Annotated in this window: 18 protein-coding genes; 9 read left to right on the top strand and 9 right to left on the bottom strand. The window is 68.6% G+C overall.

The genetic code is table 11. The annotated features are described in order from the left end of the window. Positions 1–202 precede the first annotated feature (202 nt). Complete coding sequence (locus CXY82_RS07260) at positions 203–3208, top strand: FtsK/SpoIIIE domain-containing protein (protein WP_104170326.1); 3006 nt, start codon at positions 203–205, stop codon at positions 3206–3208. Positions 3209–3286: 78 nt separating this feature from the next. On the opposite strand, the gene ald is transcribed toward CXY82_RS07260, so the two are convergent. Continuing rightward, positions 3287–4402, bottom strand: a complete 1116-nt coding sequence (gene ald / locus CXY82_RS07255) for an alanine dehydrogenase (RefSeq protein WP_104170325.1) — start codon at positions 4400–4402, stop codon at positions 3287–3289. A 345-nt stretch (positions 4403–4747) separates the two neighbouring features. Between ald and CXY82_RS07250 the strand changes: the two genes are divergently transcribed. Genes CXY82_RS07250 through CXY82_RS07235 form a run of 4 tightly spaced genes read left to right on the top strand, consistent with a single transcriptional unit; the run spans position 4748 to position 8880 of the window. Next, entirely contained in the window at positions 4748–5959 is a 1212-nt protein-coding gene (locus tag CXY82_RS07250) for a spermidine/putrescine ABC transporter substrate-binding protein (RefSeq protein ID WP_104170324.1), read from the top strand. A 2-nt stretch (positions 5960–5961) separates the two neighbouring features. After that, a complete protein-coding gene (locus tag CXY82_RS07245) occupies positions 5962–7161 on the top strand; it encodes an ABC transporter ATP-binding protein (protein ID WP_104170323.1) in 1200 nt (399 codons plus the stop codon). Between the two features lies 1 nt (position 7162). Then, positions 7163–8077 (top strand): ABC transporter permease, encoded by a 915-nt coding sequence (locus CXY82_RS07240; protein WP_104100278.1) that lies wholly within the window; start codon positions 7163–7165, stop codon positions 8075–8077. Continuing rightward, positions 8074–8880 carry an ABC transporter permease gene (locus tag CXY82_RS07235; protein ID WP_174720187.1) on the top strand — a complete coding sequence of 269 codons (807 nt, stop codon included), beginning with the start codon at positions 8074–8076 and terminating at the stop codon, positions 8878–8880. The genes CXY82_RS07240 and CXY82_RS07235 overlap by 4 nt, the downstream gene beginning before the upstream one ends. Positions 8881–8895: 15 nt before the next feature. Here the strand turns inward: CXY82_RS07235 and CXY82_RS07230 are convergent, their stop codons facing one another. Together CXY82_RS07230 and gabT are read right to left on the bottom strand one after the other, a co-directional pair. Then, the gene (locus tag CXY82_RS07230; RefSeq protein ID WP_233193910.1) at positions 8896–9918 is read right to left on the bottom strand and encodes an asparaginase; all 1023 of its coding nucleotides are present in this window, start codon (positions 9916–9918) and stop codon (positions 8896–8898) included. Between the two features lie 16 nt (positions 9919–9934). Then, positions 9935–11317, bottom strand: coding sequence for a 4-aminobutyrate--2-oxoglutarate transaminase (gene gabT / locus CXY82_RS07225; protein WP_104170321.1), 1383 nt, complete (start codon positions 11315–11317; stop codon positions 9935–9937). Between the two features lie 136 nt (positions 11318–11453). Between gabT and CXY82_RS07220 the strand changes: the two genes are divergently transcribed. Beyond that, a complete protein-coding gene (locus CXY82_RS07220) occupies positions 11454–11939 on the top strand; it encodes an OsmC family protein (protein ID WP_104170369.1) in 486 nt (161 codons plus the stop codon). Positions 11940–12050: 111 nt separating this feature from the next. Here CXY82_RS07220 and CXY82_RS07215 read toward each other — a convergent pair whose 3' ends face one another. Then, on the bottom strand, positions 12051–13388 hold the full coding sequence (locus CXY82_RS07215; RefSeq protein WP_104170320.1) for an aminotransferase class III-fold pyridoxal phosphate-dependent enzyme: 1338 nt from the start codon (positions 13386–13388) through the stop codon (positions 12051–12053). 76 nt (positions 13389–13464) lie between these two features. After that, entirely contained in the window at positions 13465–14259 is a 795-nt protein-coding gene (locus CXY82_RS07210; protein WP_104170319.1) for a 1-acyl-sn-glycerol-3-phosphate acyltransferase, read from the bottom strand. 65 nt (positions 14260–14324) lie between these two features. On the opposite strand from CXY82_RS07210, the gene dxr reads away from it, so the two are divergent. Continuing rightward, positions 14325–15407 carry a 1-deoxy-D-xylulose-5-phosphate reductoisomerase gene (gene dxr, locus CXY82_RS07205; protein ID WP_104170318.1) on the top strand — a complete coding sequence of 361 codons (1083 nt, stop codon included), beginning with the start codon at positions 14325–14327 and terminating at the stop codon, positions 15405–15407. An 18-nt stretch (positions 15408–15425) separates the two neighbouring features. Here dxr and CXY82_RS07200 read toward each other — a convergent pair whose 3' ends face one another. Genes CXY82_RS07200 through CXY82_RS07190 form a run of 3 tightly spaced genes read right to left on the bottom strand, consistent with a single transcriptional unit; the run spans position 15426 to position 18110 of the window. After that, positions 15426–16355, bottom strand: a complete 930-nt coding sequence (locus CXY82_RS07200) for an NAD(P)H-binding protein (protein WP_104170317.1) — start codon at positions 16353–16355, stop codon at positions 15426–15428. A 25-nt stretch (positions 16356–16380) separates the two neighbouring features. Continuing rightward, complete coding sequence (locus CXY82_RS07195; RefSeq protein ID WP_104170316.1) at positions 16381–16812, bottom strand: hypothetical protein; 432 nt, start codon at positions 16810–16812, stop codon at positions 16381–16383. Continuing rightward, the gene (locus CXY82_RS07190; protein ID WP_369828312.1) at positions 16809–18110 is read right to left on the bottom strand and encodes a serine/threonine-protein kinase; all 1302 of its coding nucleotides are present in this window, start codon (positions 18108–18110) and stop codon (positions 16809–16811) included. The genes CXY82_RS07195 and CXY82_RS07190 overlap by 4 nt, the downstream gene beginning before the upstream one ends. A gap of 153 nt (positions 18111–18263) precedes the next feature. Between CXY82_RS07190 and CXY82_RS07185 the strand changes: the two genes are divergently transcribed. Then, positions 18264–19643, top strand: coding sequence for an RIP metalloprotease (locus CXY82_RS07185; protein ID WP_199180901.1), 1380 nt, complete (start codon positions 18264–18266; stop codon positions 19641–19643). A 149-nt stretch (positions 19644–19792) separates the two neighbouring features. Here CXY82_RS07185 and CXY82_RS07180 read toward each other — a convergent pair whose 3' ends face one another. Further along, positions 19793–20992 (bottom strand): acetyl-CoA C-acetyltransferase, encoded by a 1200-nt coding sequence (locus CXY82_RS07180; RefSeq protein ID WP_104170314.1) that lies wholly within the window; start codon positions 20990–20992, stop codon positions 19793–19795. A gap of 141 nt (positions 20993–21133) precedes the next feature. On the opposite strand from CXY82_RS07180, the gene ispG reads away from it, so the two are divergent. After that, positions 21134–22294, top strand: coding sequence for a flavodoxin-dependent (E)-4-hydroxy-3-methylbut-2-enyl-diphosphate synthase (gene ispG, locus CXY82_RS07175; protein WP_199180900.1), 1161 nt, complete (start codon positions 21134–21136; stop codon positions 22292–22294). The last annotated feature ends 207 nt before the right edge of the window (positions 22295–22501 follow it).

The raw sequence follows: 22501 nt of genomic DNA, 5'->3' as shown, positions 1-22501 counted from the left end.
ATTTTGCTTAAAACAGCCCGAAATACTTTGCAAAAGCAGTTACAAACGAGATTCTCCGTCGAATTCGTTCGACGCTGTGAGCGATGCAACCGATCGATCCGGACTCACTCAGCCGGCCCCTCCCCAACCCGGCCGGCCGTCATCCCGGGACGGATGCCGGCGCGCGCGGTCGCGCCTGCCTCCGGAGTGATGGACTGATGCGGTGATCCGAGCCGATGTCCCGCTGACCCTCCCCACCCGCCCTGCCGCCCTGCCGCCGCTTGGCTTCCCGCTCATCGCAAGCGTGGCGCCGCTGGCCGCGGCCGGGGCGATCTGGCTGATCACGGGCTCAGCCTTCGTGCTGATCTTCGCGGTGCTCGGCCCGGTCATCGCCGTGGCCGGCATGCTCGACGCGCGGCGCACGGGCCGCCGCGCCCGGCGCACCAACGCCCTCGACCAGGAGCAGGCACTGGCGACACTGCGGGCCGAGGTGGCCCTGCGCCATGAGGAGCTGCTTCGCGCGCACTGGCGGCGCACGCCCTCGGCCAACAGCATCGTCGCCGCCCCGCACGCCGCCATCCGTTGGACCGGTTCGGGAGCAGACGTGAGCCTGGGCTCCGGTGCGGTGCCCAGCGGGCTACGCCTCGACGGCGGCGCCGCTCCCGACGAGCATCGCGACGTGCGCGACTGGGCTGCCGCGCTCACCGAGGCACCGATCGACGCCGATGCCGGCGGTGGTATCGGCATCGTCGGACCGCTGTCGCTCGGGCAGGCGCTGGCCCGCGGGCTGCTGGTGCAGCTGGCCTGCTCCCTGGCTCCAGACCAGGTCGGACTCACCGTGCCTGATCGCGGTTGGGAATGGGCGGTCGCCCTCCCGCACGACACCGGGCAGTCCTGCGCCCGCCGCCTCGTGATCTGCCAGGCGCCGTCGGGCGGGGCACCCCTGGGCGGGGCACCCCCGGGGTCGGGGTTGGTCGTCGCCCTGGCCGGGACTCTCGCCGAATTGCCGTGGGGCTGCGCCACCATCGTGCGGGTGCAGGGTCCCGGCCGGGCTGAGGTGCTGCGCTCCAGCGTGCACGCCTGGGGAAGTGGCTTCCGGCCCGAGCTGATTACCGTCGAACAGGCGATCGTGGTCGCCCGCGTGCTAAGCGCCCGGGCCGCGGCGGCTGGATTGGTCCAGAATGCGCGGCGGGTCCCCGCATCCGTTGCCCTTGGTGAGCTCTCCGGCTTCCAGCCCGGGAATCGGGCACCGCATGGGCAGCCCCAATCGCCGAACCTGCGTTGCGTCATCGGGGTGGGAGAAGCGGGGGAGGTGTCGCTCGACCTGGTCGGGGCAGGGCCGCACGCGGTCGTCGGCGGCACGACCGGCAGCGGCAAAAGCGAACTGCTGGTGACCTGGGTGGCGGCGATGGCGGCGGCGGCCGGCCCCGACGAGGTGACGTTCCTGCTGGTCGATTTCAAGGGTGGGGCCGCGTTCGCCCCGCTCTGCGCCCTTCCACACTGCGTGGGTCTGATCACCGACCTGGACGTGCACCAGGCCGCCCGGGCGCTGGACAGCCTGGCCGCCGAGCTGCGGTACCGCGAACGCGTACTCGGGCGTGCCGGCGCGCGTGACATCGTGGACCTGCGGAGGCAGGATGCCGGCGGGGCGCTTCCGCGGCTCGTGATCGTGGTCGACGAATTCGCGACCATGCTCACCGCATTCCCCGACCTGCACGCTCTGTTCGTCGACATAGCCGCGCGGGGCCGGTCGCTGGGCGTGCACCTGATCCTCTGCACCCAGCGGCCCACCGGTGTGGTGCGTGACGCCCTGCTCGCCAACTGCACGCTGCGGGTGTCGCTGCGGGTGAACAACCGCGCCGACAGCGTGGCGGTGCTGGGCACGGATGCGGCCGCGGCCCTCGGCGCGGACCAAGCCGGCCGCTGCCTGATCGGCGCGGACTCCTCGGGGCCCGTGCTCTGCCAGGTGGCGACGACCTCGCCGCGCGAGATCCGCTCCCTCGCAGCCGCGGACGCCGATGCGCCGAACCCTCGGCGCCCCTGGCTCGACCTGCTACCTCAGACGGTAAGACGCGAGGACCTCCTCGCCCTCGTCGCGGGCGGAACGGCGGCCGACGAGAGTGCGTTCGGCGGCGCCGCGGTGGCGGCCGGGCACGACCGTGCCGTTCCCGACGCTCGTGCCGCGCCCGGCGGTCTGCTGGGCTTGCTCGACGAGCCGGAACTGCAGCGCTACCGGGTGGCCCGCTACGAGCCGATCGCCGAGGGCAGCCTGCTCGTGATCGGCGGTCCCCGCTCGGGCAAGTCAACGGCGCTGGCGTCGGTCGCGGCGGGGTTCGCGCCCGTTGGAGATGCCGTGTTGCTCGGAGCGGACGTCGAGGCGGTGTGGGACTGCCTCGTCAAGGCGCGCCAATGCCTCGACGCCGGCGAGAGTCCGGCTGCCCGGCTGCTGCTTCTCGACGACTTCGATAGCGTGCACGCCCGCTGGGACCAGGAGCACCGTCCGGCGGCCCTCGAACTGCTCGTCGGGCTGCTCCGCGACGGCGCGGAGGGCGGCCTGCGGATCGTCATCGCCGCGCAAAGGCTCACCGGATCGCTGCAGTCCCTGCCTGCCCTGTGCCAGAGACGGCTGGTGCTGCGCCTGCCCGATGTCGCCGAGCACGTCGCGGCCGGAGGAGTGGCTGCCCTGTTCGACGACCGCCTTCCGCCCGGCGGCGGGAGCTGGCAGGACCATCGCATCCAGCTCCTCGCGCCGGAGCAGAGCGGTGCAATCCCGGATGTCGCGGCGCAGCGGGACATCGAGCCACTCACGGATGCCGCCGCACTCCTGGGGCGGCCCGGGCAGACCCTTCTCGTCGTGTCGGACTCGCCGTCCTGCTCGGCCGCAGTGCTGGGAACGGTTCCCGGTGCGCGGGTCGTCGACCTCGCCGCGGTGTCCCACGGCGAGCTGGCGGAGGCCGCGCGAGCAGGCGCGTCGCTCCGGCTGAGTGAGTCACAATCAGGCACCGCCTTCGTCGGAGACGTGGACGCGTGGCAGGCGCAGTGGTCCCTGCTGGGTGCCCTGCGCCCGCACGCGGACCTGGTCTTCGACGGCTGCAGCCTGGCCGACTACCGGGCCATCAGCCGACGCCGGGACCTGCCTCCGCCGTTGGCACCCAACCGAGGTCGGGTGTGGGTACTGCGCCCGGACGGCGCCGTGCACCGGGCCACGCTGCGGGCCCAGGTCGTGTAGCCGCCGGCCGCGAAGTCCCGCAGCACAGTCCCACAGCACAGTTCAGCGGTGCCGGCCCCGCCGCCGTCCCGCCGTGGATCAGGCCAGCGCGTCCACCAGACCGCGGAGCGGCAGCGAGTGCGCACTCGCGACCGGGCCGCTGGTGATGAGGCCGCCGACCGTGGACAGGCCGAAAGCGAGCGCGGCATCCGTTCGGAGCGCGTCCTTCCAGCCTCGGTTCGCGATCAGCCGAACATAGGGAAGCGTGGCGTTGGTGAGCGCATAGGTGGAGGTGCTCGGCACGGCCCCGGGCATGTTCGCCACGCAGTAGAACAGGGACTGATGCACAGTGAACGTCGGATCGGCGTGCGTCGTCGGGTGGGAGTCGGCGAAGCAGCCGCCCTGATCCACAGCGATGTCCACGAGCACGCTGCCCGGCTTCATCCGGGCCACGAGCTCGTTGCTGACTAGCTTGGGGGCCCTGGCCCCGGGGATCAGGACCGATCCGATCACCAGGTCGGACAACACCAGCGCCCGGTCGATCTCGTAGCTGTTCGAGGCGATGGTCTGCACCCGCCCGTAGTACAGCGCGTCGATTTCGCGCAGGCGGAACAGGTTGGTGTCGAGCACGGTCACCTGGGCGCCGAGCCCGAGGGCGACCTGCATGGCTGCCGTGCCGGCCACGCCCCCGCCGAGCACGGTGACCCGAGCCGGATGCGTTCCGGGCACCCCGGGCACGAGCAGGCCCGGTCCGCCGTTGGGCTTGAGCATCGCATTGGCGCCGACGATGGGTGCCAGGCGGCCCGCAACCTCGCTCATCGGCGCGAGCAGCGGCAGCGCCCGCGTCGGCAGCTGCACGGTCTCGTAGGCGATCGAGGTGACACCGCCCTCCAGCAGCGCACGGGTCAGGGCGGGTTCCGCGGCCAGGTGCAGGTAGGTGAACAGCAGCAGATCGGGGCGAAAATAACCGTACTCGCTCGCCACGGGCTCCTTCACCTTGAGCAGCAGGTCGGCGGCGGCCCAGGTTGACGCGGCATCCGGCATGATCGTCGCGCCCGCCGCCGCATAGTTCTCGTCGCTGAGCCCGGAGCCGAGCCCGGCCCCCGTTTCGATCAACACCTCGTGCCCGTGCGCCACGAGGTCGTGTACGCCGGCCGGGGTGATCGCCACCCGGAACTCGTTGTTCTTGATTTCTGCCGGAACTGCGACCTTCATGGCGCTCCCTTGTCTAACGAATTCGACGGAGATTTTGATTCAAAAACCGTTTTTGGGGCCAAAAACGGCCCTCATGGTGAAAATCTCCGTCGAATTGGTTCAAACCCTCAGCGGTGGACCTCCGGGCGGTGGACCACTCTGGCCTGAGCGAAATCCTACCGCCGCCGAACAGCTCATTTCGATTGAGAGTGTCGCCATAGAGTGCTGATTTCGTGCGTGATCTGACCAAAAATTAACGATTCGGTCACTCTTGGGTGCGCAGGAGGCGCTCCTGTGCAAGTATCTAGCAACTCGCAATGAAAGCTGTGAGAGCTCATCCGCTGAGAAGTGCAAGGAGACCCGACCATGAAGCCCAGGCCGTTGCCCGCAGATCCCATGATCGCTCAGCTGGTCCGACAGGCCCGGGCGACCACGATGGGGCGCCGCGCTCTGCTCGCCGGAGCCGGTGGCGGGGCCGCAGCCCTGGCGCTCGCCGCATGCTCGACCGGAGGGGCCACGAAGCCCACCGCCGCCCCCGACGAGTCCGACAGCAGCAAGCTCGTGCGCTGGGACAACTGGGCGCTCTACATCGACGTCGATGACGCCGGCGACTACCCCACACTGGATGCGTTCACGGCCGAAACCGGTATCAAGGTCGAGTACACCGAGGCCGTCGACGACAACAACACCTACTACGGCAAGGTCAAGGACCAGCTCGCCCTCGGTCAGGACATCGGCGCCGACACCGTTTGCCTGACCGACTGGATGGTCGGCCGCTGGATCCGGTTCGGCTACACCCAGGAACTCGACCAGGCCAACATCCCCAACCTGAAAAACTTGCTCCCGTCCCTGAAAGACGTCGGGTTCGACCCCGGCCGCAAGATGAGCCTGCCGTGGCAGGGCGGGTTCGCCGGCATCTGCTGGAACAAGGAGAAACTTCCGAACGGCATCGCCTCGGTCGAGGACCTGTGGAGCTCCGACCTCAAGGGCCGGGTCGGCGTTCTGTCCGAGATGCGCGACACCATGGGACTGATCATGCTCGACATGGGTGTCGACATCGCGGGCGACTGGGGCGACGACGAGTTCTTCGCCGCGATCGACGTGCTGGAGAAACAGGTCGGCGACGGCCAGGTTCGCAACATCAAGGGCAATGCGTACAAGGAAGACCTCATCAACGAGGACACCCTCGCCGCCATCGTCTGGTCCGGCGACATCGTGCAGCTCAACGCCGAGAACGGGGACAAATGGGAGTTTGTGGTCCCCGACAAGGGCGGCACCCTCTGGAACGACAACTTTCTGGTGCCGATCGGCTCCACGCACAAGAAGAATGTCGAGAAACTCATCGACTACTACTACGACCCGGCCGTCGCCGCCGAGGTCGCCGCCTACGTGAACTACATCACCCCCGTTGCCGGCGCCAAGGAAGCCGCGATGGCAATCGACCCCGAGCTCGCGAACAACCAGCTGATCTTCCCGGACGACACGACCCTGGCCAAGGCTCGCGTCTTCCGCACCCTGACCGGCGCGGAGGAGCAAAAGTACGACGCCGCCTTCCAGGGCATCCTGCTGGGCTCGTAGGGATGGCCAACGGAGAGTTCGCCAGCGCGGGGGCCGACCTGGAGCTGGTGGGCATCCAGAAGAGGTTCCCGGGCTTCACCGCTATTGAGCATCTCGACCTGAAGATCCCCGCGGGGTCGTTCTTCGCGCTGCTCGGCCCGTCCGGCTGCGGCAAGACCACGACCCTGCGCTTGGTGGCCGGCCTCGAGGAACCGACGGCCGGGCGCATCCTGATCGGGGGCACGGATGTGACGAACCAGAAATCCTTCCAGCGTCCGGTCAACACGGTGTTCCAGAGTTATGCCCTCTTCCCGCACATGACGGTGTTGGAGAACGTCGCCTTCGGGCTGCGCCGCCGGCGGATCGACGACCCGGTCGCCAAGGCTCACGAGGCGCTCCGCCTGGTGGAACTGGACCACCTCGCCGCCCGCCGCCCGCAACAGCTCTCCGGCGGACAGCAGCAGCGCGTGGCCCTCGCCCGCGCGATCGTCAACCGGCCGGCCCTGCTGCTGCTCGACGAGCCCCTCGGCGCGCTCGACCTGAAGCTGCGGCGCCAGATGCAGCTCGAGCTGAAGACCATCCAGGAGGAGGTCGGCCTCACGTTTCTGCACGTCACCCACGACCAGGAGGAGGCCATGACCATGGCCGATACCGTCGCGGTCATGAACAAGGGCCGGATCGAGCAGATGGGCGCCCCCGAGGAACTCTACGAGCTGCCGCGCACGGCGTTCGTCGCTAACTTCCTCGGCCAGTCGAACCTGTTCACCGGCCCCGTGGTCGGTAGCACGAGCGAGGCCATCTCCGTGGCCGTGGCCGGCCAGAAAGTCGTGGTTCCGGCGGCGCGCGCGCACCGGCACACCGGCGAGGTCACCATCGGCGTCCGCCCGGAGAAGCTGACCCTGCACGTGACCGAACCCGTCGCCGACGTCGCCCGCAACCTGATGGGTCCCGGCCGGGTGATCGACGTCTCGTTCAGTGGGGTCAGCACCCAGTACCTGGTCGAGGTCGCCGGCGTCGGCACCCTCATCGTCTTCGCGCAGAACATGGCGTTCGGCCCCGTCGCCCATGAGGGGTCCGAGGTCTGGCTGGACTGGAACATCGAACACGGCTTCGGGCTCGAGGACGACGCCTCGGCGGAGCCCCGTTTCGAGGCGGACGACAGCACCCGGAGCATCGCGACCCAGAAACGCTCCTCCCTGCTCACGGAGCTTGAGGGAGCCTAGGGTGGCGTTCGCGGCATTCTCCACCAGCACCACCGCGCCCGAACCGGCGCCGCGCCGGAAGAGCCCGATCGCGCTGCTCCTGCTGTTGCCGGGCATCCTCTACCTGGTGCTGTTCTTTCTGGCCCCCCTCGTCTCGCTGCTGCTGACGTCGTTCCAGGCTCCCTCGGAATTCGGCGACGTCGGCCAGTACTCCTACGCCTTCCGCTGGGAGAACTACGTCGACGTGATCACGGCCTACTGGCCGCACATCATGCGCTCCTTCGGCTACGCGCTGATCGCCACGCTGCTCGCCCTGGTGTTCAGCTACCCGCTGGCGTACTTCATCGGCGTGAAGGCGCGGCCCTGGCCGTTGCTGCAGAGCCTCATGCTGGTGCTGGTGATCGCCCCGTTCTTCATCAGCTTCCTGCTGCGCACCCTGGCCTGGAAGCAGCTCCTGTCCGACGAGTCGTTCGTGATCACCTCGCTCAAGGCTCTGTCGTTGCTGGCACCGGATGCCCATTTCACGGGCACTGCTTTCGCCGTCATCTTCGGGCTCACCTACAACTTCATCCCGTTCATGACCCTGCCGCTCTACACGACGCTCGAACGGCTCGACCTGCGTTACCTCGAGGCCGGCAGCGACCTCTACGCGCATCCGTTCGACGTGTTCCGCAAGATCACGATCCCGCTGTCGATGCCCGGCATCGTGGCCGGAACCCTGCTGACCTTCATCCCGGCGGCCGGCGACTACATCAACGCGAGCCGGGACTTCCTCGGCGGACCGGACACCCAGATGATCGGTAACGTGATCGAGGCCAACTTCCTGGTGCTGCAGAATTATCCGGCGGCGGCCGCGCTGTCGATCATCCTGATGTCGGTGATCCTGGTGATCGTGAGCGTCTACGTCAAACGGTCGGGCACGGAGGAGCTGCTGTGAAAATCTCCCTGGGCAAGTGGTTGCTGCCGCTTTACACGGTGCTGGCGCTGATCTTCCTGATGGTGCCGATCGTCTACACGTTCGTGTTCTCGTTCAACGACTCGCTCAAGTCCAACATCACCTGGCGCGGGTTCACCTTCGACAAGTGGCTGAACGTGTGCCAAGTTCAGAACGGCGCCGTCTGCGAGGCGTTCGGCAACAGCATCCTGATCGGCGTAGTGGCCACGGTGGCCGCGACCACGCTCGGCACCATGATCGCGATCGCCCTCGTGCGGTACCGGTTCCGGTTCCGGTCGCAGACGAGCCTGCTCCTGTTCCTGCCGATGGCCACGCCGGAAGTCGTGCTCGGCGCCGGCCTGGCCGCGCAGTTCCTGTCGCTCGGCGTGCCGAAGGACATGTCCACGATCATCCTGGCTCACACTATGTTCTGCATCAGCTTCGTGGTGGTGACGGTCAAGGCGCGTGTCGCGAGCCTCGACCCCGCGCTCGAGGAGGCCGGCCGGGACCTCTACGGCTCGGCAACCCAGGTGTTCGCGCGGATCACCTTTCCGCTCCTGCTGCCCGGCATCCTGGCGGCCGCGCTGCTCTCCTTCGCGCTGAGCTTCGATGACTTCATCATCACCAACTTCAACTCCGGCGCCGTCACCACGTTCCCCAAGTACATCTACGTGTCCGCCGCCCGGGGGATCCCGGCCGAGGCGAACGTGATCGCGTCGGCGGTGTTCATTTTCGCCTTGGTGATCGTGGTCACCGCCCAGGTATCCCGGGCGGCCAAGGAGAAGCGGCTGGCAAAACTGGGCTGACTCCCGGCCCGCGCCCTACACGTAGCTGGCGCGGATCTCCCCGACCGGGAGCCCGCCGCCCAGCACCATCAGGTGCAGCTCGGGCAGAATGGCCTCGACGTCGCTGTGTGCGATCGCACCGGAGTCCGCGAGCAGACGCAGGGCCACGATGGCGGTTGCCCGCAGGCTGCCGTCGAGAATCTTGAGGGCGACCGTCGTGCCGTTGGCGGCGGAGGCGACGCAGATGCCCTCCGCGCCGGTCTTCACGAACAGTCCGAGGCGGTCGATCACGACCGTGTCGGGCATGCCGGGTCCGGCGATGACCCAGCCGTTCTGCCGTATTGCCTCGCCGAGGAAGCCGGCCTCGCGGTAGATCGCGAACGGCGAGTTTGACTTGGACGTGGCGATGCGGGCGATGCCGCGTGCCAGAGCGGTGAGGGACAGCGCGTGAACCGGCGCGCCGCATCCGTCGATGCCCGACGCCGACGGCCGCTCGCCGGTGAAGCGCTCCACCACGTCGAGAATGCGCTTCTGCAACGGATGCGCCGGCTCCAAGTATCCAGACAGCGCCCAGCCGTTCTGCTGGCAGGCCACGAGCATCGCGGCGTGCTTGCCCGAGCAGTTCATGTAGATCGGGGCCTTGGCGGCCCCCAGTCGCACCAGGGCGTCGCGGGTGGGAGAGTCGTCCGGCCAGGCCGCCGGGCAGGCGAGCGCCGTCTCGGGGATGCCGGCGCGGGCGAGGAGCCCGCGCACGAGGTCGGCGTGGCGCTGCGTTCCGGTGTGGCTGGCGGTCGCGATGGCGGCGTCTTCCCCGCGCAGGGTGACCCCACTGGCCATCACGGCGATGGCCTGGAAGGGCTTCATCGACGACCGCGGGAAGATCGGGGTGGTCACATCGCCGAGGGCGCGCAAAACCGCGCCCTCGCTGGTGAGCACGACCGCGCTGCCGGCATGCCTCGATTCGATGAAGCCGCTGCGCTCGACCACGGCCAGTTCGACCGCATCGGGGACGAAGAACGTCTGCCCGGCGTGGATTGGCACCTCGAATGTCGTTGTCACGGTGTGTGCTTCGCGCCTAAAGCGCGGCGATGGCGTCGTCGATGACCGAGAGGGCATCGTTCAGGAGGGCATCACTCACGGCCAGGCTCGGGAGGAAGCGCAGCACGTTGCCGTAGGTTCCGGCGGTGAGCAGCAACACGCCGTGCTGGGCGGCGTAGGCGGCGATGGAGGACACGGCGGCGGCGTTCGGCGCCTTCTCCGTGTCACCGGTGCCCGGCTGCACGAGTTCGATGGCGATCATGGCGCCGCGACCGCGGATCTCGCCGATGATGTCGTACTTCTCCTTGAGAGAACCGAGGCCGGCGCGCAGGGTGTTCTCGATACGCACACCCTCGGCGAGCAGATCGCCTCGCTCAATCGACTCGAAGACCGCGATGGCCGCGGCGCAGGAGACCGGGTTACCGCCGAAGGTTCCGCCGAGGCCGCCGGGCTGCGAGGAATCCATGATCTCGGCGCGGCCGGTGACGGCGGCCAGCGGCATGCCGCCGGCGATGCCCTTGGCGGTGAGCACGAGGTCGGGGGTCCAGCCGAAGTGCTCGCTGGCGTAGTACTTGCCGGTGCGGGCCATGCCGCTCTGGATCTCGTCTGCGATCATGACGACGCCGTTCGCGGTGCACCAGGTCTGCAGGGCGTTGAAGTAGCCCTCGGCCGGAACCATGAAGCCACCCTCACCCTGGATGGGCTCGACGACCAGGCAAGCCAGGTCGGTGGGTCCGACGACCTTCTCGAGGTACGCGATCGTGCGCGCCGCGGCATCCGCGCCGCTCAGACCGTCGTGATACGGGTAGGAGCTGGGGGCGTGGTAGACATCGCTGGCGAGGGGGCCGTAGCCGGTGGCGTAGGGCATGGCCTTGTAGTTCATGGCCATGGTCAGCACCGTGCGACCGTGGTAGGCGTGGTCGAGCACGGCGACGGCGCGGCGGCCGGTGTGCTTGCGGGCGATCTTGACACCGTTCTCGACGGCCTCGGCGCCCGAGTTGATCAGCACCGACTTCTTCGGCCAGGAGCCGGGGGTGTGCTCGGCGAGAAGCTCGCAGACGCGCACATACTCCTCGTAGGGCGTGATGGTGAAGAGGGTGTGGATGAAGTCCTGGGTCTGTTCGACGGCGGCCGCGACCACGCTGGTCTCGGTGTGGCCGATCGTGGTAACGCCGATGCCGGCGCCCAGGTCGATGAACTGGTTGCCGTCGACGTCGACGAGGATGGCGCCGTTCGCCTTGGCGATGTAGACGGGCAAAGCGGATGCGACGCCGCCGGAGACGACGGCGAGCCTGCGCTGCTGGAGTTCTTTCGAGCGCGGACCCGGGATCGCGGTCACGATCTTGCGTTCCTGCGGCACGGTGTAAACCGGTGCGGCGGGGGTGGACGGGGAGGTCAAAGGCGTCAGCGTGTCAGTCATGATCTGACCAGTTTACCGATCGATGCGACGGGAGGCGCGGCGAATTGCTGCGACAATCGGTTCCCTGGCCGCATTACGGCCCGTTGTCGGCCGCGAATCGGCCCGCAGAGCCGCGCAAATCGAAGGAGGCGCCGTGATCGGTGCACACCACCACTACGCCGTGAACATCGCCTGGACAGGCAACCGAGGCACCGGCACGAGCAGCTACCGGGACTACGGCCGGGATCACCTGATCACCGCGCCCGGCAAGGAGCCGATCAGCGCATCGGCCGATCCGACCTTCCACGGGGACGCCGACCGTTGGAACCCGGAGGAACTGCTGCTGGCCGCCCTCAGCGAATGCCACCTGATGAGCTACCTGCACGTCGCCGTGAAGCACGGCGTGCAGGTCGTCGACTACACCGACGACGCGACCGGGTCGATGGCCCAGACGACGGATGGTGGCGGCCACTTCACCGAGGTGACCCTGCGACCGCGCGTCACGGTTGCCGACCCCGGCCAGGTCGAACTCGCGCAGTCCCTGCACGCGGAGGCCGCCGGCCTCTGTTTCATCGGCGCATCCGTGAACTTCCCCGTCGTTCACCAGCCGCAGACGGTGGCGCTCGCCGACACTGAGGTGTGACGCCGACCCGGTCACCGCAACGTGCGGTCGGTGGCCGTGCTCCCTGCGGCGGCGGCGATCAGACGGCTTCCGCCGCACGCTCACCGCCACCTACCCGGGGTTCTATCGGTGCTACAGGCCGGACAAGGCGGCGAGGGTTTCCTCGATCACGGAGGCGGCATCGTCGATCAGCGCCTCGGAGATGACGACCGACGGCATGATGCGCAGCACCGAGTCCCAGCTGCCGGCATCCAGCACGATGACGCCGTTGGTGGTCGCGTGCTTGATGATCGCGGTGAGAGCCTCGGGGTACGGTGTGGTCGTGCCCGGGTGAACGAGCTCCACCCCGAACATCGCACCCTTGCCGCGCACGTCGCCCACGACCGAAAACCGCTTCGGCCAGTCGCCGATGCGCGCCCAAAGGGCCTTCTCGACGCGCCGCGCCTCGCCGAGGAGGTCGTCCCGCTCGATCAGGTCGAAGACGGCGAGGGCGGCCGCGGTCGAGACCGGATTGCCGCCGAAGGTTCCGCCGATGCCGCCGGGCTGCACAGAGTCCATGATTTCGGCGCGGCCGGTGACGGCGGCGAGCGGGAATCCGCCGGCGATGCCCTTGGCGGTGGTGACGAGGTCCGGCACCACGTTGTGGTGCTCGATGCCGTACCAGGCGCCGGTGCGGGCGATGCCGGCCTGGATCTCGTCGGAGACGAAGACGATGCCGTGCTCGGTGCAGAATTCGCTCAGGCGCTTGAAGAATCCGGGGGCGGGGATGACGATGCCGCCGTCGCCCTGGATCGGCTCGATGAAGAAGGCCGCGATCTCGGTGGCGCCGATGTGGGTGTTGATGTAGTCGATGGTCTTCTCGGCGGCTTCTTCGCCGGTCAGGCCGTCACGGTAGGGGTAGCTGGTCGGCACGCTGTAGATCTCGCCGGGGAACGGTCCCATTCCGGCACGCTCGGGCCAGGGGCGGTAAGTCATCGCCATGGTCAGGTTGGTGCGACCGTGGAACGCGTGGTCGAGCGCAACGATGGCGCGCCGGCCGGTGAACTTGCGGGCGATCTTCACGGCGTTCTCGACGGCTTCCGCGCCGGTGTTCACCAGGATGGAGCGCTTCTCGAAGTCGCCGGGGGTGATCTCGGCGAGCTTCTCCGCGACGGCCACGTAGTTCTCGTACGGGGTGACGGTGAACAGGGTGTGGGTGAGCTTGGCGGCCTGCGCCGCGGCGGCCGCGGCCACCTCGTCGTTCGCGTGACCGATGGTGGTCACGCCGATGCCGCAGCCAAGGTCGATGATCTGGTTGCCGTCGACGTCGACGAGGATCGCTCCCGCTCCGTGATCCATATAAATGTTCGCCAGCGTGCCCGCACCGCGGGAAACCGCGCGCAGGCGGCGTTCCTGCAATTCGACCGACTTGGGGCCGGGAAGGGCGGTGACGAGCTTGCGCTCCTGGGGTACCGAATACGTGTCAGACATGACTCCAGCTTAGGTCGCGCCCGTTTCCGCGGTGTTTCCGGGCGGCGGATGCTCGGCTCGGCCGGCCCGAAAACGGCTAGACGCGTTCGCGCGGGAAGACCCGGTCGGCGATCTTTTGCAGGGTGCCCGAGGGCGGCGACTCGTTGTACCGGCCGGCCAATTCCTGACGGGACAGGGCGTGGATCGCGGCCATGATCTCGTCGGTCGCGCCGCGCCGTGCCTTGCCGGACTCAGCGGAACCGTGGCGGCTCAGGTCGAGGGGCTCGCCGAAGGTGACCGTGACCTTGCGGATGCGCGGGAATTTCGCTCCCACCGGCTGGATCTCCTGTGTGCCGATCAGCCCCACCGGAACCACGACAGCCCCCGTGGTGAGGGCGAGCCATGCCACGCCCGTGCGGCCCTTGTACAGGCGGCCGTCGAGGGAACGGGTTCCCTCCGGGTAGATCGCGAACGCGCTGTCGGATTCGAGGATGTTGCGGCCCGCGTCGAGAGCGTCCTGGGCGGACTGCCCCGCGCCGCGTTCGACCCCGACCGCTCCGATCGAGGTGAAGAAGGTGCGCGAGACGAAACCCGTGAACCCGGTGCCGGTGAAGTAGGTGGACTTGGCCAGGAACTGCACGCGCCGAGGTGCGACCAGCGGAATCACGATGCTGTCGATGAACGACAGGTGGTTGCTGGCCAGGATGACGCGGCCGCTGCGCGGGATGTTATCCCGGCCGGTGATGGTGGGGCGGAAGACCAGCCGGGCGATCGGCGCCATGATGCCGTAACCGAGAAAGTAGACGAATCCGGGGCGCTTCGTGCGCTCCGATTCCTCCGCCGACAGGTCGACGGGAGTTGCATCCTGGGAATCTTCTTTGGAACCGGTCATCCTTGGACCCTACCGCCACGGCCCGCCCCGCCACGAAAGGCGGCGGCGCCACCTAAAATTGCAGGATGCGCAGACGAGTTGTAATTCTCGGGTCGACCGGCTCGATCGGAACCCAGGCCCTCGATGTGATCAAGGCCAACCCCACCCGGTTCGAGGTGGTCGGGCTCTCCGCCGGCAACAACAGGACGATGCTCGAGGCGCAGGCCGCCGAGTTCGAGGTCGAGCACACGGCGCTCGGCGCGGACGAGGCCGAAGAGCTCGTGCGCGACGTCGAGGCCGACGTGGTGCTCAACGGCATCACGGGCTCGGTGGGCCTCGGGCCGACTCTCGCCGCCCTGCGAGCCGGTCGCACGCTGGCCCTGGCCAACAAGGAATCGCTCATCGTCGGCGGCGACCTGGTGAAGTCGCTGGCGGCGCCGGGACAGATCGTGCCCGTCGACTCCGAGCACTCCGCCATCGCGCAGGCGCTCCGCTCGGGAACGGCCGGCGAGGTGCGACGCCTGGTGCTGACGGCATCCGGGGGCCCGTTCCGTGGCCGACGACGCGGGCAGCTCGCCGACGTCACGCCGGCCGAGGCGCTCGCGCACCCTACCTGGGAGATGGGGCTCGTCGTCACGACCAACTCGTCCACCCTCGTCAACAAGGGCCTCGAGGTGATCGAAGCGCACCTGCTCTTCGACGTGGAATACGAGCGCATCGATGTGGTCGTGCACCCGCAGTCCGTCGTGCACTCCATGGTGGAATTCATCGACGGATCGACGATCGCCCAGGCGTCCCCGCCGGATATGCGTCTGCCGATCTCGCTCGGGCTGGACTGGCCGAACCGCGTCGCGGCGGTCGGCACCCCGATCGACTGGACCATCCCGCAGAACTGGACCTTCGAGCCCCTCGACACGACGGCTTTCCCGGCCGTCGACCTGGCCAAGCAGGTCGGGCGCGCGGGCGGCACCTACCCCGCGGTGTTCAACGCGGCGAACGAGCAGGCCGTGGCGGCTTTCCACGCCGGCACCATCGGGTTTCTGGACATCGTCGACACCATCCAGCGTGTCGTCGAACGGCACGAGCAGGACGGCCCGCTCACACGCGAGTCGCTCGCCGGCGCCGAGGCGTGGGCCCGCGCCGCGGCGGACAAGCTCCTCGCCCGCTGAGAAAGCCGGCCATGCGGCTCAGGCCGTGTCGCCTGAGCTGCGGTAACTGTCCGCGGTGGCGGCGAGGGCATCCGGCCACGGGGTCTTGCCGACGCCGAGCTCGCGCTCGGTTTCGGCGGAATCGATGATGTACGGCACCCTGAGCTGATAGCTCGAGGCCCAGATCTCGTGCATCATCGGGTTCAGCGCGCCGAGCGATTTGAGCAGCCACTGCGGGTAGCCCGCCACCGTGCCGTGCGTGCCGTAGCGGCGGTTAAGCTGGGCGGCGATGTCGTCACGGGTGATGGCCGTGCTCGGCACATGCCAGAGCCGGCCCCAGTCGCCCCGGTAGTCGGCGGCGGCCACGAGAGTTGTCACGATGTCGGGCAGGTAGCTCCAGCTGTGCACGCGCCCGGGCCGGCCCACGACCCGGGCGGTCTTCGATTCCAGGATGGCTCTGAAGAACCGGTCGTCGAGATGCGCAGTGCCGACGACGCCCGGCCCGAAATAATCGCTCGCCCGCACCTCGACGGCCCGAATCTCGCCGCGGTCGTGCGCGTCCCTCGCCCGGTGCCAGAGCTCCTTGCGCACGAGCCCCTTCGTCTCGGTGGTCGTTTCCGGCGAATGCTCGGTCATCGGCCCGGTCGGAGACCCGTACGGGTAGAGATTGCCCATCATCACCAGGCGGGCGCCGCTGACGGATGCCGCCGTCAGCGCCGCGTCGATGACCGGCGGCCACTGGGTGGGCCAGTCGGTGTACCGCGGGTTGATGCACAGAAAGATCGTCGACATGCCGGTTGCCGCCCGGGCGAAGGTCTGGGCGTCGCTCGCGTTCAGCACGACAGATTCTACCCCGGGTGCCGCCGCGCCGGAGCGTGTTCCGACGGTCACCTGGTCTCCTCGAATCATCAGACGCTCGGCGAGCGGTCGCCCGACCATGCCGGCGCCGACGATCAGTTGCTGGGGCATGTATCCTCCTGAGGTGAGGCCGACGCTAGTCCTCGTCGTCGCAGCCGTCGTCGTTCTTCTTGCATTTACCGTCGTCCTTGTCGTTGCCGTTGTCAACGGACGTCGGGCTCGGGGCTGGAACCGGGGCCACGGTCGGCTCCGGCTTGCTCGCCTCGATCGCGGCGGTCAGGTCCGCGGACACCAGGTTGAGGGCTGACTGGATGTCGGCAGCACGGGCGGCGCTCACCCCGTCCGCCGCGGCCGCGGTCAGCAGGTCGGCCTGGACGGCCTCGAGCGAGGCCTGGGCGGCCTCCAAGTCGCCGGCCGCGGCGGCCGCTGTGACGTTCCGCACACCGGCCTGCAACTCGGTGGCGGTGCTCTGCTGCAGGTCGGGAGGCGTGCTCCCGCACCCGGTCAGGGTGGACGCGACGAGCGTGACCGCGGCCAGCGCGAGTGTTAGGCGGGCCCGAGGCATCATGGCGTCACGCTTTCCTGGAGTCGCTTCAGATTGGTGCCGAGGGAGCCGTCGACGGCCGGGTAGGTAGCGGCGGGCGTGGCCGGTTCAGCCACCCGCGGGGTGAAGACCACCACGGCGAGAACAATGAGCGCGGCCAGGACTCCGAGCGAGGCGAGCACTCGGGGCCGGCGCCACGCGGGAGCGATGGTGGTGCCACGGGCGCTACCCGGGGACCGTTCCGCCGCGCGGCCCGGTGAGCGGGCCGGAGCGCCGGCCGGCGTCAGAAACTCGGTGGGGGCATCCGCGCCGGGTTTCGGGGCAGCGATGACCTTCGTGACGGCCAGAACCGCAGTCGGCTCGAGGGTCGCGGCCCTAAGAACCGCGGTGGGCTCGAGGGTTTCGGTGGCGCCCAGGACGGCAGTGGGCTCCAACAGCTCGTTAGCGCCCAGATCGGCGGTGGGTTCCAGAAGCTCGGTGGCCCCCGGAGCCCCCATTGCCACGGTGACTGCGGTGACATCGGCGACGTTCTCCCGGCTGACCAGGCGTCGCAGCTGCACGGCTGCGTCGCCCGCGCTGAGTCGGTCGGCCGGCTCGCGGATGGTCATGCCGCCCAGAACAGCGGCCCATCGCTGGCCGAGATGGGCCGGGATGTGCGGCTGCCGCTGCAGCCTGGCCATTGCCGATTCGATCGCCGTTCCGGTGAAGGCGCGCTCGCCGGTGAGGCATTCGAGCAGCACGAGTCCGAGCGAGTAGACGTCGCTGGGCGGGCCGATGGTGCTGCCGAGTGCCTGTTCGGGGCTGAGGTAGCCGGCCGTGCCGAGCAGAGACCCGGTCGCCGTGAGGCGGGTCGCGTCGAAGAGACGGGCAATGCCGAAGTCGGCGAGTTTGGCATGCATGGCGCGGCCGGGGAAGCCCGACGGTGCGAGCAGCACGTTCGCGGGCTTGATGTCGCGGTGGATGATGCCCTGCGCGTGCACGTAGTGCAGCGCCTCCGCCAGGTCGGCGCCCATGGCTGCCACCTCGTCGGGGTGCAGGGTCCCGTCGGCGATCTTGCTGCGCAGGTCCGTGCCGTCCACGAGCTCCATCACGATGTAAGTGCGCGAGACTCCGTCGATCACGGCCGTGCCGGCGTCGAACAGGGTGACCAGGGCGAAGTGGTTGAGGCTCGCGAGCACCGTGACCTCGCCGCTCTGGCGCTCGGGCCCGGCGTCGTCGGCCGTGTCGAGACGGAACAGCTTCACGGCGACCGTACGCCCCAGAAAGAGGTCGGTGGCCCGGTAAACGGATGCCATCCCGCCCGTTCCTAGCAGAGCGTCGATACGAAAACGGTCGGCCAGGCTGATGCCGATGGGACCGACGGCGTGTGGCTTGGACAGAGGGAACCTCCTCGTGGATCCGTAAAGTCAAGCAAACCACACCTTGCAGGGGGAACAGCCAGCGCCCTCGCAGGGTGGAGTGGGTAATCTACGACTGTGGAAACCGTGCTGCTGTATATTCTGGGCGTTCTGATCGTCGTGGTCGGCCTTGCCCTGTCCATCGGCCTGCACGAGATCGGGCACCTGCTTCCCGCCAAGCTCTTCGGCGTCAAGGTCACCCAGTACATGATCGGTTTCGGGCCCACCGTATGGTCCCGTCGCAAGGGCGAGACCGAGTACGGCGTGAAGGCCATCCCGCTCGGCGGCTACATCGCCATGATCGGAATGTTCCCGCCCGCCAAAAAGGGCGGCAGAGTGCAGGCATCCAGCACTGGCTTCTTCAACCAGCTGGTGCAGGAGGGCGAACCGGAGAAGAAGCCCAGCGCCATGGCCACCATGGTCGACGACGCCCGCCAGTCCAGCGCCGACACCATCGGTGAGGGCGAGGAGCACCGCGCGTTCTACCGCCTGCCCGTCTTCAAGCGTGTCATCATCATGCTCGGCGGGCCCACGATGAATCTCCTCATCGCGGTCGTGCTCTTCGCCGTGCTCCTGATGGGCTTCGGAACGGCCCAGGCCAGCACCAGCGTCGGCAGCGTGTCCGAGTGCGTGCTGCCGGCCACGAGCACCCGGCAGACCTGCGAACCGACCGACGAGAAGGCGCCCGGTGCCGCGGCCGGCCTGCAGCCGGGCGACCGCCTGGTCAGCATGAACGGCACCCCGATCGACAGCTGGGACCAGTCCACCGAGATCATTCGCGAGTCGCCGGGCATCCCGCTTGCCACCGTCGTCGAACGCAACGGCACCCAGCAGACCCTGACCATCACCCCGAAACTCACCGAACGCTACGTGAGCGATGCCGACGGCGAGATCGAAGAGGATGCCGCCGGCGAGCCGAGGACCCAGGAGGTCGGCTTCGTCGGAATCGGCCCGGCTGGCGAGCTCGTGCCGCAGCCGGCGACCGCCGTGCTGCCCGCGGTGGGCGAGAACATCGGCGCGGTCGTGCACATGATCGCGAACCTGCCGCAGCGCATGATCGATATCGCCAACGCGGCCTTCGGACCGGGGGAGCGCGACGCCAACGGCCCGATCAGTGTGGTCGGGGTCGGCCGCGTCGCCGGCGAGATCGCCAGCATCGACGCCATCCCGGTGAACAGCAAGATCGCGAGCATGCTGGGGCTCCTGGCCTCGCTCAACGTGGCCCTGTTCGTGTTCAACCTGGTGCCGCTGATGCCGCTCGACGGCGGACACGTCGCCGGCGCGCTCTGGGAAGGGTTGCGGCGTCAGATCGCCAAGCTGTTCAGACGCCCCGACCCGGGCCCCGTCGACACGGCGAAACTGATGCCGCTCACCTTCGCCGTCGTGGTGGTGCTCGGCGCCATGAGCCTGCTACTGATCTACGCGGACATCGTCAAACCGATCAACATCTTCGGCTGACCCGCGGCGCGTCCCGGCGCAGCTCCCCGCGGCTCTGCCCGGCGAGATTCGCCGAGATTCGCCGAAAATGCCGAGAGTCGCCGTTCCGCCAGGTCAACTGGGCAAAAACGGCGACTCTCGGCGTCTGCGAGCGGCGTCCGGTACGGGCGTTAGCGCGAGAGCAGCAGCGCCTCACCCTGGCCGCCGCCGCCGCAGAGGGCGACGGCGGCCTTACCGGTGCCGCGCCGGGCCAGCTCAAGCGCCGCGTGCAGCGCGAGGCGGCCGCCCGAGGCCCCGATCGGATGCCCGAGGGCGATCGCGCCGCCGTGGATGTTGACCTGCTCGGGGGAGAGGCCGAGCTCCCGGGTCGATTCGAGCGACACCGCGGCGAAGGCCTCATTGATCTCGACCAGGTCGAGCTCGTCGGCCGCCCACCCCTGGCGCTCCAACGCGCGGTGGATCGCGTTCGCCGGCTGTGAGTGCAGCGAGTTGTCGGGTCCGGCGACCTGGCCGGAGGACTCCACCACCGCCAGCCAGCTGAGCTCATTGTCGTCGGCGAATCGGCGGCTGCACAGCACGAGGGCGCTGGCACCGTCGCTCAGCGGCGACGAGTTGCCGGCCGTGACGGTGCCGTCCTCGGTGAAGGCCGGGCGCAGCCGGCCCAGCGTCTGCGTGGTGCTGTCGCCGCGCACACCCTCGTCCGTGGCGACCAGGAGCGGCTCGCCCTTCCGCTGCGGAACGCTGATCGGGGTGATCTCGTCGTCGAAGACGCCGTTCTCGACGGCGGCGGCGGCGCGCTGGTGCGAGGCGGCCGCGATGGCATCCTGGTCCGCCCGAAGCAGGCCGAGCCGCCCGTTGACATGCTCGGTGGAAAGGCCCATAGAGAGGCCGTCGAAAGCATCCGTCAGCCCGTCGCTGGCGGCGTGGTCAAGCATGGTGACGCTGCCGTAGGCCCAGCCCGTGCGCGAGCCGGGCAGCAGGTGCGGGGCGTTCGACATCGATTCCTGGCCGCCGGCCACGACGACATCCGCTTCACCGAGACGGATGATCCGGGCCGCGTCGATCACGGCGGCCAACCCCGAGAGGCACACCTTGTTCAGAGTCATCGCCGGAACGTTCCACGGGATGCCGGCGCCGATCGCGCTCTGCCGGGCCGGGTTCTGGCCGGAGCCGGCCTGCAGGACCTGGCCCATCAGCACGAACTGCACCTGGTCGGGTGTCACGCCGGCGCGGGCGAGCGCCCCGGTGATGGCAGCGGTTCCCAGCTGCACGGCGGTGAGGCCTGAGAGCTGCCCGTTCACCCGACCCTGCGGTGTGCGCGAGCCCGCGAGGATGACGACGTCGCTGCTGTTCACGGCACTGTGGTTCATAGCGGATCTCCTTCAGAAGACCGATCGGGCCGAGGGCCGATCGGGTAGGTGTGGCGATGCGTTCCGGCGGTGGCCCCGACCGTCGGGAGTCATCCTGCATCCGTTCAGATTTCGCCCGGTCTCGCCGCGTATGCTGTCGCCGTGGCTGCAATCAACCTGGGAATGCCCAAAGTACCTGAAGTACTCGCTCCGCGTCGCAAGACGCGTCAGATCAAGGTCGGCAAGGTACTCGTCGGCGGTGACGCGCGCGTGAGCGTGCAGTCGATGACGACGACGCCGACCACGAACATCAACGCGACCCTGCAGCAGATTGCCGAGCTGACGGCATCCGGCTGCGACATCGTGCGCGTCGCCGTGCCCAGCCGCGACGACGCCGAGGTGCTGCCGATCATCGCGATGAAGAGCCAGATCCCGGTCATCGCCGACATCCACTTCCAGCCGAGCTACGTGTTCGCCGCGATCGACGCCGGCTGTGCCGCCGTGCGCGTCAACCCGGGAAACATCCGCAAGTTCGACGACCAGGTCGGCAAGATCGCCGCCGCGGCCAAAGCAGCCGGCGTCTCGCTCCGCATCGGCGTCAACGCCGGCTCGCTCGAGCCGAGCCTCATGCAGAAGTACGGCAAGGCCACCCCGGAGGCGCTCGTCGAGAGCGCCGTCTGGGAAGCCAGCCTGTTCGAGGAACACGACTTCCACGACTTCAAGATCTCCGTCAAGCACAACGACCCGGTGATCATGGTCAAGGCCTACCGGCTGCTCGCCGAACGCGGCGATTGGCCCCTGCACCTCGGCGTCACCGAGGCCGGACCGTCGTTCCAGGGCACCATCAAGAGCGCCACGGCGTTCGGTATCCTGCTCGGCGAAGGCATCGGTGACACCATCCGGGTGTCGCTGAGCGCGCCCCCGGCCGAGGAGATCAAGGTGGGCCTGCAGATCCTGCAGTCGCTGAACCTGCGCGAGCGCAAGCTCGAGATCGTGTCCTGCCCGAGTTGCGGTCGCGCCCAGGTCGACGTGTACAAGCTCGCCAACGACGTCACCGACGGCCTCGAGGGCATGACCGTGCCGCTCCGGGTTGCCGTGATGGGTTGTGTGGTTAACGGACCGGGCGAGGCCCGCGACGCCGACCTCGGCGTGGCGTCGGGTAACGGCAAGGGCCAGATCTTCGTGCGCGGCGAGGTCATCAAGACCGTGCCGGAGTCGGAGATTGTCGCGACCCTGATCGAGGAGGCCAACCGGATGGCCGCCGAGATGCCGCCGAGCGAAGACTCCCTCGGCGCCCCCGTCGTGACGGTCGGCTCCAACTAGTCGAGATCCAACGAGTCCAGCGAGTCCCATTCGCTGGGTCGCGTCGCGTCGCGTCCGGAAGATCAGATCTCAGGCGCCGCGTGCATGACGTTCATCACAGGTGGAGCACCGTTCCAGCGTTGAACCAATTCGACGGAGATTTTGGCTCTCCTGCTTCATCCGTGGGTGTTGCGGAGCGCCTTAACGGCCGCACGCCGCTTCCTGTCT

It is taken from the genome of Cryobacterium sp. M23 (assembly GCF_002929655.1).
GTDB classification, from domain to species: domain Bacteria; phylum Actinomycetota; class Actinomycetes; order Actinomycetales; family Microbacteriaceae; genus Cryobacterium; species Cryobacterium sandaracinum.
The sequence above is the reverse complement of the archived record's forward strand: the minus strand, read 5'-3'. Positions and strand labels throughout refer to the sequence as shown.